Origin of the sequence: Rhizobium sp. BT03 (genome assembly GCF_030053155.1) — a bacterium.
Taxonomy (GTDB): domain Bacteria; phylum Pseudomonadota; class Alphaproteobacteria; order Rhizobiales; family Rhizobiaceae; genus Rhizobium.
This window is the reverse complement of record NZ_CP125640.1, coordinates 4006779-4019088: the sequence shown is the minus strand read 5'-3', so window position 1 is coordinate 4019088 and position 12310 is coordinate 4006779. Positions and strand designations below refer to the sequence as shown.

The 12310-nt window shown below is 61.9% G+C and carries 13 protein-coding genes; 6 read left to right on the top strand and 7 right to left on the bottom strand.

The window, feature by feature from the left end:
- The first annotated feature begins 44 nt into the window (after positions 1-44).
- Both QMO80_RS19540 and QMO80_RS19535 read left to right on the top strand, forming a co-directional pair.
- The gene (locus QMO80_RS19540; RefSeq protein WP_283197974.1) at positions 45-1169 is read left to right on the top strand and encodes an alkene reductase; all 1125 of its coding nucleotides are present in this window, start codon (positions 45-47) and stop codon (positions 1167-1169) included.
- A 72-nt stretch (positions 1170-1241) separates the two neighbouring features.
- Positions 1242-2042: an aminoglycoside phosphotransferase family protein gene (locus QMO80_RS19535; protein ID WP_283197973.1), complete on the top strand. Its 801-nt coding sequence runs from the start codon at positions 1242-1244 to the stop codon at positions 2040-2042.
- On the opposite strand, the gene QMO80_RS19530 is transcribed toward QMO80_RS19535, so the two are convergent.
- Positions 2039-3061: an NAD(P)H-binding protein gene (locus QMO80_RS19530; RefSeq protein ID WP_283197972.1), complete on the bottom strand. Its 1023-nt coding sequence runs from the start codon at positions 3059-3061 to the stop codon at positions 2039-2041. The genes QMO80_RS19535 and QMO80_RS19530 overlap by 4 nt on opposite strands.
- A 94-nt stretch (positions 3062-3155) precedes the next feature.
- Between QMO80_RS19530 and QMO80_RS19525 the strand changes: the two genes are divergently transcribed.
- Together QMO80_RS19525 and QMO80_RS19520 are read left to right on the top strand one after the other, a co-directional pair.
- Positions 3156-4055 carry a LysR family transcriptional regulator gene (locus QMO80_RS19525; protein WP_283197971.1) on the top strand — a complete coding sequence of 300 codons (900 nt, stop codon included), beginning with the start codon at positions 3156-3158 and terminating at the stop codon, positions 4053-4055.
- Between the two features lie 94 nt (positions 4056-4149).
- A complete protein-coding gene (locus QMO80_RS19520) occupies positions 4150-4665 on the top strand; it encodes a GrpB family protein (RefSeq protein WP_283197970.1) in 516 nt (171 codons plus the stop codon).
- Between the two features lie 2 nt (positions 4666-4667).
- On the opposite strand, the gene QMO80_RS19515 is transcribed toward QMO80_RS19520, so the two are convergent.
- Complete coding sequence (locus tag QMO80_RS19515) at positions 4668-4949, bottom strand: DUF2188 domain-containing protein (RefSeq protein WP_116274057.1); 282 nt, start codon at positions 4947-4949, stop codon at positions 4668-4670.
- Positions 4950-5178: 229 nt separating this feature from the next.
- On the opposite strand from QMO80_RS19515, the gene QMO80_RS19510 reads away from it, so the two are divergent.
- Positions 5179-6276: a calcium:proton antiporter gene (locus tag QMO80_RS19510; protein WP_283197969.1), complete on the top strand. Its 1098-nt coding sequence runs from the start codon at positions 5179-5181 to the stop codon at positions 6274-6276.
- Positions 6277-6345: 69 nt separating this feature from the next.
- On the opposite strand, the gene QMO80_RS19505 is transcribed toward QMO80_RS19510, so the two are convergent.
- The 5 genes from QMO80_RS19505 to QMO80_RS19485 all read right to left on the bottom strand — a co-directional run bounded on the left by QMO80_RS19505 (position 6346) and on the right by QMO80_RS19485 (position 10292).
- Entirely contained in the window at positions 6346-7215 is an 870-nt protein-coding gene (locus tag QMO80_RS19505; protein ID WP_283197968.1) for a 3-deoxy-manno-octulosonate cytidylyltransferase, read from the bottom strand.
- A 35-nt stretch (positions 7216-7250) separates the two neighbouring features.
- Entirely contained in the window at positions 7251-8156 is a 906-nt protein-coding gene (locus QMO80_RS19500) for a glycosyltransferase family 8 protein (RefSeq protein ID WP_283197967.1), read from the bottom strand.
- Positions 8157-8338: 182 nt separating this feature from the next.
- Positions 8339-8725, bottom strand: a complete 387-nt coding sequence (locus QMO80_RS19495; protein ID WP_283197966.1) for a type II toxin-antitoxin system VapC family toxin — start codon at positions 8723-8725, stop codon at positions 8339-8341.
- A gap of 2 nt (positions 8726-8727) precedes the next feature.
- On the bottom strand, positions 8728-8988 hold the full coding sequence (locus QMO80_RS19490; RefSeq protein ID WP_283200235.1) for a type II toxin-antitoxin system Phd/YefM family antitoxin: 261 nt from the start codon (positions 8986-8988) through the stop codon (positions 8728-8730).
- Between the two features lie 101 nt (positions 8989-9089).
- Entirely contained in the window at positions 9090-10292 is a 1203-nt protein-coding gene (locus QMO80_RS19485) for a pyridoxal phosphate-dependent aminotransferase (RefSeq protein ID WP_283197965.1), read from the bottom strand.
- 303 nt (positions 10293-10595) lie between these two features.
- Here QMO80_RS19485 and QMO80_RS19480 point away from each other — a divergent pair, with 303 nt between their 5' ends.
- The gene (locus QMO80_RS19480) at positions 10596-12242 is read left to right on the top strand and encodes a glycosyltransferase family 39 protein (protein WP_283200234.1); all 1647 of its coding nucleotides are present in this window, start codon (positions 10596-10598) and stop codon (positions 12240-12242) included.
- The last annotated feature ends 68 nt before the right edge of the window (positions 12243-12310 follow it).

Here is a 12310-nt window from a genome sequence, read left to right as displayed (position 1 = left end):
CCTCGCCCCTGCCGAGTGATCCTCCCGCAAAAGAAAGGACCATCATGGCCAAGCTTTTCGAACCCACCAAGGTTGGCGACATCACAGTCAAGAACCGCATCGTCATGGCGCCGCTCACCCGCAACCGCTCGCCGGGCGCCATCCCGAACGATCTCAATGTCGAATATTACCGCCAGCGCGCCACGGCAGGGCTGATCATTACCGAAGCGACCGCGATCACCCATCAAGGCCAAGGCTATGCCAATGTGCCGGGCCTCTACAGCAAAGAGGCTCTCGACGGCTGGAAGCGCGTGACCGATGCCGTTCATGCAGCCGGCGGCAAGATCGTCGTCCAGATGTGGCATGTCGGCCGCATCTCGCACACGACGCTGCAGCCGAACGGCGACAAGCCGGTGTCCTCGACCGACCGCGTCGCCAAGGCCAAGACCTATCTGGTCAATGACGACGGCAGCGGCAGTTTTGCCGACACCTCCGAACCGCGCGCGCTCGAAGCCGCCGAAATCCCCGGCATCGTCGAAGATTACCGCAAGGCCGCCCGTGCGGCGATCGACGCCGGTTTCGACGGCGTCGAGATCCATGGCGCCAACGGCTACCTGCTCGACCAGTTCATCCGCGACGGCGTCAACGACCGCACCGACCAATATGGCGGCTCGATCGAAAACCGCACGCGGCTGGCCTTCGAGGTCGTCGATGCCGTGGTGAGCGAAATCGGCGCAGGCCGCACCGCGATCCGCATCTCGCCGGTGACGCCGTCGGGTGAAAGCTACGATTCCAATCCGCAGGCGACCTTCACCCATGTCGTCGAAGGCCTGGCAAAATACGCTCTCGCCTATATCCATGTGATCGAAGGCCAGACCGGCGGTGATCGCGACTACCGTCAGGGCGACAATCCTTCCTTCGATTATAAGGCGTTGCGCCAGGCTTATGAAACCGCCGGCGGCAAGGCCGACTGGATGGTCAATAACGGCTATGACCGCGATCTGGCGATCGACGCTGTCGAAAGCGGCCGCGTCGACCTCGTCGCCTTCGGCAAGCCTTTCATCGCCAATCCCGATCTCGTCGAACGGCTGGCGAAGAACCTGCCGCTCAACACGCCGGACCAGTCGACCTTCTATGGCGGCACTGCCAAGGGCTATGTCGATTACCCAGCCCTCGAAAAGGTCGCCTGAGCTTTTCCACCAACGCGAATCCCGCCGAAAGGCGGGATTTCCATTTTCGACCTGTCTCTGTAGGGTGCCGTCATGTTCGCTCCCCATCTTGATCGCTGGTCGCTGATATCAGACGGCGAGCCCATCATCACCCATTCGAGCCGCCTGTTGCCGGTCCTCTGGCAGGGCAGGCCCGCCATGCTGAAAGTCGCCACCGATATCGACGAACGCTACGGCGCGCTGCTGATGCGGTGGTGGGACGGCGACGGCGCGGCCCATGTCTATGCCCATGAGGACGACGCGGTGCTCCTGGAACGGGCGACGGGAAAACGCTCGCTGCTTGCCATGGCGATGAACGGCGAGGACGACGAGGCGAGCCGCATCCTCTGCCGCACCGCGGCACGGCTGCATGCGCCGCGCGAGAAACCGCTTCCCGACCCCGTGCCCCTCACCCGCTGGTTCCGCGATCTGGAACCGGCAGCCAAAAAACATGGCGGCGCGCTGGCCGATTGCTCGGCGATTGCCGACGCCCTGCTCGCCGACCAGCGCGACCTCACCGTCCTGCATGGCGATATTCATCACGAAAACATTCTCGATTTCGAGGCGCGCGGCTGGCTGGCGATCGATCCGAAGCGGCTCCATGGCGAGCGCGGCTTCGATTTCGCCAATATCTTCGCCAATGAGGAACTGCCTGTTATCACAGATCCTGCCCGTTTCCGCCGCCAGCTCGCCGTCGTTTCTGCGGAGGCGCGGCTGGAGCCGAAGCGGCTGTTGCAATGGATCGCCGCCTATTCCGGCCTTTCCGCCGCCTGGTTTCTCGGCGACGGTAATATTCGGCAGGCGGAAACGGCCCTGACGGTCGCCCGGATGGCGCTGGCCGAGCTGGCGGCTTAACCCGCATTCTCGGGCGAAGGCACGCTCAAGGCGGCCGCCGTGTCACGATACGGCTCCGGCAGGCAGCCGAGTGCTGTGAGCGAAGCTCTGACAGCCTCGTCGATCGGCGTTTGCGGCTCCTGGCCGAGTTCGGCCGTCAACCTCGTGTTCCGCATCCTGAGCGGCACCTTCCACAGATAGCGCATCTCCTTGATCTCCCGCATGATCGGAACGAATGGCGCAGCGAGCGGCACGATCCACCAGGGAAAACGGCCGATCTTCGCCTTGCCGCCGGCGACACGTTTGATCGCTTCGGCCATCTGCATGCCATCGCCATCCCAGAATCCCTCCAGATGGTAGACGGCAAAGGGCGGCAGCCGATCGACCCGCTCGATGAGCCGGGCCATGGTTTCCGCCATATCTGGCAGATAGGCCCACTGATGGCCGACGCCGCGCCGGCCCGGATTCCGGATCGTGCCCACGGGCTTGCCCGGGGTGACGAATCCCGATGAAAACCAGCTGTTTCCAGTCGTGCCCGGACCGAAGAAATCCCCGGCCCTGACGATGATCACGCCGGCGCCGGCTTGCGACGCCGCTTCCAGCCGCTTCTCCATCTCGACGCGGATCGCTCCCTTCGTCGTCAGCGTATGCTGCGGGCTTTCCTCCGTCGGCGCCGGCAGGGCATCGGGACCGAAATTATAGACGTTTCCAGGCAGCACGATGCGCGCGCCGACGGTGCGGGCAGCGGCGATGGTATTGTCGAGCATCGGCAGCACCAACTTGTCCCAGTCGCGGTAACCGGGCGGATTGACGGCGTGGACGATCAGACTGACGCCTTCAGCCGCCCTCAACACGTCACCGGCATTCATCGCATCGCCCTGCACCCATTCGAAGGCCGGCTCGCGCCTGGACACCATGGCGGCATCACGGTTGAGCGCCCGGATACGCCAGCCGCGCGCAAGCAGCTTGCGGGCGACCGCGCCGCCGACACCGCCGGTGGCGCCGAGAACGAGCGCCGTCATCTTCATTTCGCTGCTCATGACAATCATCTCCTTCGATTGAATGGAGGAACTATGCCACTGCGCCGGAATAAACAAAATTGACGAAAGAAATGCAGCCGCTATACAAAAATATATGAACACCGAACCGAGCTGGGATTTCTACCGCAGTTTCCTGACCGTGCTTCAGCAGGGCTCGCTTTCGGCCGCCGCCCGCGAATTGGGGCTGACGCAGCCGACCATAGGCCGCCATGTCGACGCACTGGAAACGGCAATCGGCGCCGAACTCTTCACCCGATCCCCGAACGGGCTGCTGCCGACCGATGCCGCCTTGGCGCTGAAGCCCTATGCCGAGACGCTGGCCGCAACCACCGCCGCCCTTTTGCGCACCGCATCCGGTGAGCGCGAGCGCGTCGCGGGAACCGTCAGGGTCAGCGCCAGCGAGGTCATCGCCGTCGAAGTGCTGCCTGGGATTCTCGGACCGCTGCAGGAGGCCTATCCCGAACTCCAGATCGAGCTCTCGGCTTCCGATGCGATTGAGGATCTGGTGAACCGCGAGGCCGATATCGCCGTGCGCATGGCCGAGCCGCAGCAAGGTGCGCTCGTCGTGCGCCGCATCGGGGATATCCCGCTCGGTTTCCACGCCCATCGCCGCTATCTCGAGCGACACGGCATTCCACAAACCCTGGCTGATCTCGCAAACCACCGGCTCATCGGCTTCGACCGGCAGACCGCCTATGTCCGCATGGTCACAAAACGCTATGAAGTGCCGGGCATCGACTTCTCCTACAGGACCGACAGCAATCTTGCCCAGCTTTCGGCGATCCGCGCCGGCGTCGGCATCGGTCTCTGCCAGATCGGGCTCGCACGTGATAATCCCGATCTGGTTCACCTCCTGCCCGATGCGTTCAGGATCCCGCTGGGCACCTGGGTGGCAATGCATGAGAGCCTGAAGACCTCGCCGCGCTGCCGCGCCACCTTCGACGCCCTGGTCAAGGGGCTTCAGGACTATCACCGATATTCGACCGGCACATAACCCCGAGATCCGGAATCGATTTTCGAAGAGAATCATGCGCAAATTTCAACCGGAAAGCTGTCCTATCGGACGCGAGGCCCTGTAGCGGAAAAAGATGATGAGCCACGATCCGGTTGAACTCGTGCCCTACGATCCGCAATGGCCGCAGGCGTTCCGGCGCATCCGCGACAGGTTGCTCGTCTTGCTGCCGCAGGCGCTCTCCATCGATCACTTCGGCAGCACGTCCATATCAGGCATGACCGCCAAGCCGCTGATCGATATCGACATCGTTCTTCCCGGCCTCGGGCATATCGGGGAGGCTACCGCTGTGCTTCTGGCGGAAGGCTACGAACCGCGCGGCAATCGTTATGACGACGAGGTCTGGGCATTTCTATCGAGAGGTTCGGTGCCGCGGGAGCGGGTCTACCTATGTCCTGCCGGCAATGGCACCCATCGAGACAGGCTGGCTTTCCGGGATTATCTCATAGCCCATCCCGAGGCAGCGGCCGAATATGCCGCGCTCAAATGCAGGCTGGCAGGTGAATTCAGGATGGATGGCGACAGTTATACCGCGCACAAGCGCGAATTCGTCGACGCAATCGTCGCGCGAGCATTGGCAGACGATCGTTGACGTCAAATGCCTTGCGAGGCCCCGGCCGCGCGATCCTTCCACTGGGCGTCCACCACCTCGGTTTCCGGCCGGTCGCCGCCTTCGGCATATTCCTCATGCCACTTGCCGTTCTCGTCCTGCCAACTGATCTCGGCGGAATCGCCGCCGACCTGCTGTTCGGCCGCAACGATGCGCGCAGCTTCAAGCGCTTCGGCATGAGTCGGGAATGCCTCGGAATAGACGCCTCCGAGCCTGTAGGCCCAACCGCCGTCATGCGGCACGACTTCGTAGACCACCTTGATCATGCATCCGTCTCCTCATCTTTGGTGCGCATTCGCACGCTGCCGGACAGGATCCGGATCATCGCGGCCGCTTGACGAGAATTCGAGGACGCCGCGATCTGCTTTCCGGCCCCGATAACGTTCAGTATTCCATTAAACGCCAAAGACTGCAAATGGCCCTGGATGGCAGCCTGCTTGATATGCGAAATCAGTGACTTAGATAAGGTGCATAAATCAGGACAGGAGCTAAGACGTGGGGATTGCGTCACGCTTGAAAGAAGAGAAGTTTCTGGTCGCCGCACTTGCCGTTGCCGCCGTCGCCTATCTCCTGGAACACGCCGTGATCGAGATGGGACGCGGTGTCGCGCTCATCGCCGCCGCCGCCCTGGTCGGCACCATCGTTCTCGCCTCGATCCGCGTTGCCCATCATGCCGAACTGCTCGCCGTCAAGGTCGGCGATCCCTATGGCACGATGATCCTGACGCTGTCGGCCGTCGCTGTCGAGGTCATCATCCTCGCCATCATGATGAGCGGAGAGAGTTCGCCGACGCTAGTGCGCGACACGATCTATTCCGCCCTGATGCTCGATATCAACGGCATTCTGGGTCTCGCCGCCCTGCTCGGCGGCCTCAAGCACGGCGAACAGCCCTACAACGACAATTCGGGCAAGACCTACGGCGTGATGATCCTGACCGCCATGGGCATCTCGATGATCGTTCCGGAATTCGTGCCCGGCGATAAATGGCACTATTATTCCGCCTTCACCATCGTCGCGATGATTGCGCTCTACGGTCTCTTCCTGCGCATGCAGGTCGGCCAGCACAGCTATTTCTTCAGCTACAGCTACCCACGTTCCGAGCGGAAGAAAGAAAGCCCGGACGAGCATGGCTCCGACGAGTCGGCCGCAATCTCGATCGCCACCATTCTCGTCGGCGTCGTCATCATCGGCCTGCTGGCCGAGTTCATGGCCGCCTTCATGGCCGAGGGTCTGCGCGACAGCGGCGCGCCGATCGCCGTGACCGCCGTCGTCGTCGCGGCGATTTCAGCTGCCCCCGAGATCCTGACCGCCTTGAGGGCAGCACTTAAGAACCGCATGCAGGCGACCGTCAACATCGCCATGGGCGCCTCGCTCTCGACCGTGATCCTGACGGTGCCGGTCATGGAGGCGATCGCGCTCTATACCGGCCAGCCCTTCATCATGGCGATGACCCCGGTGCAGACGGTGATGGTGACGATCACGCTGATTGCCGCGGCGATCAACCTCAATGACGGCGAGACCAACGCCATCGAAGGCATGACGCATTTCATTCTTTTCGCCACTTTCATCATGCTGACGGCGCTGGGGCTTTAAAAGCCGGCGCACCGACGCCGATAGTGGAAAGAGTTCTTTGGCACCCACCTATCGGCAGGTGTCTGAACGTTATTCCTTCGACTTTTCGAGGAAACGCTCCTTGCGGGTTTTCGGCTTGAAACGCCGGAAGAAACCCTCGATGGCGCGGATGGATTTGGTGACGGACATCAGCCGGTCGATCTGGCTGTTCGCATTGTGAAGCCGCTCGGACAGGACTTCGGCCGCCGTCATCGCGATCTCGACCGGCGGCACCTGCGGAAAGCGTTTGGCGAGCGCCGCATAAGGGCTGGCATCGACGCCGCCGATCATCGAGATCGTACCCATCCTGGCAAAGAGCCGCAGGAAAATCTGCTCGAACGTCCAATCGTGCACGTCGAAGACCTTCCACTTCTCGCTTCTCTTTGCCGAAAAGCCGGCAAGCAGGATCTTGCCCGGCAGCTGCAGGTCGGCGAGCCAGAGCGCCATCGCAAAGCCGCTCGTCGCGATCTTGCCTGCCGGATAGAGATCTCGGATCATTTGCGTCATGTCGAGATGGCGGGCGCCGGTGCCGTTGAAGCGGCTCTCCTCGCTGAAGTTCTCCTCGGGGGAAACGCGGATGTTGACGACACCCAGAAAATCACCGCCGGCAAAAAAGCGCAGGACATCCGCCACCTCGCGCCGGTGGACGATATTGGCGCCCATCACGCCGCTGCGGGCAACCAGCACCGCATGACCGGCGAAGGGCTCGTCGAGCACCTTGTAGACATTGTTGAAGAAGACGTAGAGCGCCGTCTCCGGCAACTCGCTTCTGAGCCGCTCCAAATCGACCGCCTCGCTGTTTGCCACCAGCACGATGTGGGAATAGCGCGACAGCAGCGCCGTCCACGCGTCCGGCGTCAGGAAATTGAAGCCGCTATCGGCGGCGGCTATTTTCTGCGTATCACTGGGGATCGATTCCATATCGGCTCACATGCACTTTCCAAGGACGCGCCTTGCTAGCTGTTGCTGAAATAGGCGCGCATCCGGGCCAGCCGCGCCAGCCCGCCGATCTGCTTTCCCACATGCGAGAGGAAGCCGCCGATCCGGCCGGCAGCCGACGGCTGCCTGCAGAAGGACGCCCAGGGCGTGTTGCCGAGATCCTCGGCATAACGCCTGGCCATCCGGCGATGCACCCAGGGCACCGTCGCCTGCCACGGTTTCTTGCGGCCGGTGAAATGGAGGATCGCCGGCCGGGCGACGAAAGGCAGGAGCCCGGTCTGCGTGTTCCAGCGCGGATCGAGCACCAGCCAGTCGCCGTCGAACGTGACGTTCAGCGCGTCCTGGTCGTTATTCTCGAACAGATGCGACCGCTCCTCGAAGATTTCCCGTGTCCTGGCAAATAGCCCCTTCGCCCGGCAGGCCGACCAGTCGAACAGCAGTACGCCCGCGTTGAAGTATCGTCCGCCCTCGCGCATGCCGATCTTCCGCTGCCGGGCGCCTGATTTCTCCGGAAAGGCCATGACATAATCGTCGACCGCGGCAAGCGCCTTGCCCTGGAGGTCCCGCGCGAAGAGTTCGTCGACGGATGCCACCGCGAGCACATCGGCGTCGAGGTATAGCAGGCGTTCGACATTCCCAGGAATATGCAGATCCATGTAGAGCCGCGCCAGCGTCGCAGCCGACCAGCGGCCCCGGGCCTGCTTTGCCGTCTCCGGCGTATGATAGGGCAGCACGGCGATCGCCATGTCGTGCCGCTGCGCGAAATTTCCGACCTCGGTGATCTCGTTCGGCTTGAGGTCGATGCCGAGAAGCAGGAACTCCACGCCAGGACCGCCGAGATTGCGCTTGACGGAAAGCAGCGTGCAGCAGGCAGCCGGCAGCATATTGACATCCGAACAGACGATGACGGCACTCTGCTGCAAAATCCCGGCCCCCCGAAGCGGCAACTTAAACTTGATGCCGGATATCTAGTGGGTTTGGCGGCCGCCCGCAACCGCAGATCACCAGCCGAACCGTCGCTCCTCGTCACGTTTTGAATCGGAATTCAACGGCTTGCGAGGCAAAGCGGAATCAACGCTCTAAGGCTTTGAATCGGGACATGAGCCTAAAGTCGCAGCGCAAGCGGATGATCGACGAGCAGGCGGTCGACTGTCGCAAGTTGCAGGCCCTCGACCTTGCATTGCGCCAGCAGCAATCGGTCGAAGGGATCGCGCGTCTCCGGCTCCGGGTCGGCGGCGGTGATGACGTGCTGAATTTCGATCCGCAACAATATCAGCCCTATTTCTTCGAGAGACCGCGCGATGTCTTCAAGCGGCATGCCAGGATCCAGCTTTCCCAGACGAGCCTTGATCGCCGTTTCCCAGAGACTTGCGACGCTGACGAAGCCCTCGGTCTTGCTATCACCAAGCAGCGCCGCGATCTCCGGGAAACGTTGTCCCACGTCCTTGCGCAGGATCGCGAGAACGATATGGGTATCGAGGAGAAGCCTCATCGCTACGGCAAAGGCTTCAGGAGAAAATCCTCCGGCAGCGGATCATCAAAATCATCCGCGATGAACGGTACAGGATTGGTGATGCCCCGCGCACGAAGATAAGCCTGACCGGCTTCCAGGTCCAAGCCACCGCGCTTCCGATGTGGCACGAGATCGAAGACCGGGCGGCCGTTGCGCGTCACGACAATGGTCTCGCCTTCCTCGACCTCGCGGGCAAGCTCGGTCAGGCGGTTCTTCGCGTCGCGGATCGAAACGGTCTTCATGCCACAAAATGTAGCTACATGCAGCCACATCGTCAATGTCACCGCAATTAAAAAGGCCCGCCGTCACCGGCAGGCCTTCGATCGACACTATCGCAGTCCGCTTATTTGCAGGCGGCGCAAAAACGCTGGATGCGGCGGCAGGCCTCTTCGAGAAGCTCTTCCGAGGTCGCATAGGAGATGCGGAAGTTCGGGCCGAGGCCGAAGGCCGAGCCGTGAACGACGGCAACGCCTTCCGATTCCAGAAGCTCGGAAACGAAATCCTCATCGGTCTCGATGACCTTGCCGGAGGGTGCGGTTTTACCGATCAAGCCCTTGCAGGAGGGATAGACGTAGAAGGCGCCTTCCGGCACCGGGCAAACGATACCCTTGGCCTGGTTCAGCATGGAAACGACGAGATCGCGGCGGCCTTCGAAGATCTTCTTGTTGGCAGGAATGAAATCCTGCGTGCCGTTCAGCGCTTCGACGGCCGCCCACTGGGCAATCGACGTCGCACCCGAGGTCTGCTGACCCTGGATCATGTCCATCGCCTTGATGAGCTGGATCGGACCTGCGGCGTAGCCGATACGCCAGCCGGTCATCGCATAGGCCTTGGAGACGCCGTTCATCGTCAGCGTGCGGTCGTAGAGCTTGGGCTCGACTTCGACAGGCGTGACGAACTTGAAGTCGCCGTAGGTCAGGTGCTCGTACATGTCGTCGGTCAGCACCCAGACATGCGGATGCTTCATCAGCACATCCGTCAGCGCCTTCAGCTCGGCATGCGTATAGGCCGCACCCGTCGGGTTGGACGGCGAGTTGAAGATGAACCACTTGGTCTTCGGCGTGATCGCCTTTTCGAGATCGGCGGCCTGGAGCTTGAAATTATGCTCCTGGGTGGCGGAAACGAAAACCGGCGTGCCGCCGCACAGCGCCACCATCTCGGGATACGACACCCAGTAAGGCGCCGGGACGACCACTTCGTCGCCGGGGTTCAGCGTCGCCATGAAGGCGTTGAACAGGATCTGCTTGCCGCCGGTGCCGACAATCGTCTGCTCCCAGGAATATTCCAGGCCGTTCTCGCGCTTGAACTTGGCGGCGATCGCCTTGCGCAGTTCGGGAATGCCGGAAACCGGCGTGTACTTCGTCTCGCCGCGGTTGATCGCGTCGATGGCGGCCGTCTTGATATTCTCGGGCGTATCGAAATCCGGTTCACCCGCACCGAGGCCGATGACGTCGCGTCCTTTTGCTTTCAGCTCGCGCGCTTTCTGGGAAACGGCGATGGTGGCTGAAGGCTTCACACGGGAAAGAGCATCGGCAAGGAAGGCCATGATATCGGTCCTATTGGTTGAAACAGGCAGAAAGCCGGGACCGGAGTTCTGCGGTTAGCTCTATGTCCAATGTATGACGGCATTTCAAGCGCAAAGGCGTGATGGAGGCAATGATTCTTATTGATCGTTTCGCCGCACCGGGGAGCCGGCCCGCCGTGCTCTTCGGTAATGCTTGCAGCGCCCGGTCAATAATCAATCTGGGCGAATTGCTTTTTAAGGCGTTGCTGATGAACTGCGCCCATGACAAAGCCGCCCCGCAGCCGACCGCGAGATCCCGTTCAGCCTAATCCTCTTCTCGATCCGATGCCGGCGCGTATCCTGCCGGACGACCCGGAATTGAATGAGGCCGAAGGTCGGCAATACCCGCAGCAGACCAGCGACCGGCACATGGCTGCTCGCAACTACCTCAACCTCGACACGGCGATCCTGCTGGCGATCCTGTTTATTGCCATCGTCTTCAGGTTCCACAAGATCACCTTGCCGCTGGTCGACGGCTTCAGCTGGCGCGAGATAAGCACCGCGATGATGGCCGACAATTTCCGGGAGCGCAGCTGGAACATCTTCTTTCCGGAGGTCAGCTGGACCGGGCCCGGACCAAGTTATCAGGGCCGCGAGTTCCAGATCGTCAGCTATCTCACAGCCTTGCTCTACCAGCTCTTCGGCTGGCACGACTGGTTCGGCCGCGTGGTTGCAGCCTTCTTCGGTGTGGTGACGGTGTTTTCGCTGCACAGGCTGACGGCGCTATGCTGGGACGAGATGCACGCCCACGCGGCGGCACTTGCCTACGCGCTGATGCCGGCGGCCGTCATGATCGACAGCTCGTTTCTTCCCGATCCCGCGATGCTGGCCTTGGTGACCCTCGGCGTCTGGCTGTTTGCCAAATACTGGGCCGGCGGCAGCGGCTGGCTCCTGCCGCTCGCCACGGTCAGCTTCTCGCTCGGCGTGCTGTCAAAGCCACCAGGCATCGCTGCCGGCGCCGTCATCTTCTATCTGATGGTCTGCTGGATTCTGGAGAACAAGCGAAGGCAGGCAGCCTGGGTCTTCCTGTCGGGGCTTTTGAGCCTGGCCATCATAGGCGCTTATTTCAGCTGGGCGATCTATCTCGCTCGCAGCTATCCGCCGTTTCATATGGCCGGCAGCGGCGGCTATATCTGGGATTACGGCGTCTGGGCCTACGTCAGGGACAGGTTCTACGTCAATTCGCTATGGAACACCTCGGTCTTGTGGTTCTACGGCTATCCATTCCTGGGGCTGCTCGCCATCGGCTTGTGGATGCCGCCGAAACCCGCCGAAGACCGGAAGCAGCGCATCCTTTCGGCCATTCCCTCTGTGTGGCTGGCCGCGGCCACGGTCCTCTATCTGGCGGCGGCGGGCGAGATCACCAGCAATGTGTGGAACCTCCACATCTTCCATGTGCCGATCGCGATCTTCTGCGGCCACGGCGCGCTTCTTCTGGCAACGCTTTCATCGAAAATCGTTCCAGCGCCGGCGGTCGCGCTTCGCTCGGTCTGCATCGTGGCCGTCACGCTTGTCTGGTCGACCTTTCCCCTCGTCAGGACGATGAAGAAGCCGATCGCCATGAAGGGCAAGCTGCTTGGCGAGGAACTCGCGCGGCTGGCGCAACCGGGCGACCTCGTCGTCGCCATCGCGCCCGAGGTGGGCGATCCCGTCGCAGTCTACTACAGCAGGGCGCGCGGCTGGATATTCCCGCCCGGCGGAGGCGATACCGAATGGTCGAAATTCGTCGCGGATGACACCACCGCGATCGCACAACTCGAAGAACTGCGCGCGCAGGGCGCCGATCTGTTCGGTGTGACCAAGAACGCCATCGACAAGCAGGACCGGCTGTTCGTCGAGCATCATGGTGGGGTTATCGACTATCTGGACAGGACCGCAATCAAGCTTACGGATTCGGATGATCTGCTGATCTACAGGATCACCCGTCCATAAGAGATGCAACAGTAGCGGACAGTCGGCGACACCCTCGACCGCACCCGACACTTTCGCGGGTGCGACGA

What these genes read in the sequence shown, in the direction of transcription:
- QMO80_RS19505 (WP_283197968.1), bottom strand. Translation starts at nt 7,215, where the DNA reads ATGGAATCGATCCCCAGTGATACGCAGAAAATAGCCGCCGCCGATAGC.
- QMO80_RS19525 (WP_283197971.1), top strand. Translation starts at nt 3,156, where the DNA reads ATGAACACCGAACCGAGCTGGGATTTCTACCGCAGTTTCCTGACCGTG.
- QMO80_RS19520 (WP_283197970.1), top strand. Translation starts at nt 4,150, where the DNA reads ATGATGAGCCACGATCCGGTTGAACTCGTGCCCTACGATCCGCAATGG.
- QMO80_RS19485 (WP_283197965.1), bottom strand. Translation starts at nt 10,292, where the DNA reads ATGGCCTTCCTTGCCGATGCTCTTTCCCGTGTGAAGCCTTCAGCCACC.
- QMO80_RS19540 (WP_283197974.1), top strand. Translation starts at nt 45, where the DNA reads ATGGCCAAGCTTTTCGAACCCACCAAGGTTGGCGACATCACAGTCAAG.
- QMO80_RS19515 (WP_116274057.1), bottom strand. Translation starts at nt 4,949, where the DNA reads ATGATCAAGGTGGTCTACGAAGTCGTGCCGCATGACGGCGGTTGGGCC.
- QMO80_RS19480 (WP_283200234.1), top strand. Translation starts at nt 10,596, where the DNA reads ATGCCGGCGCGTATCCTGCCGGACGACCCGGAATTGAATGAGGCCGAA.
- QMO80_RS19490 (WP_283200235.1), bottom strand. Translation starts at nt 8,988, where the DNA reads ATGAAGACCGTTTCGATCCGCGACGCGAAGAACCGCCTGACCGAGCTT.
- QMO80_RS19535 (WP_283197973.1), top strand. Translation starts at nt 1,242, where the DNA reads ATGTTCGCTCCCCATCTTGATCGCTGGTCGCTGATATCAGACGGCGAG.
- QMO80_RS19495 (WP_283197966.1), bottom strand. Translation starts at nt 8,725, where the DNA reads ATGAGGCTTCTCCTCGATACCCATATCGTTCTCGCGATCCTGCGCAAG.
- QMO80_RS19530 (WP_283197972.1), bottom strand. Translation starts at nt 3,061, where the DNA reads ATGAGCAGCGAAATGAAGATGACGGCGCTCGTTCTCGGCGCCACCGGC.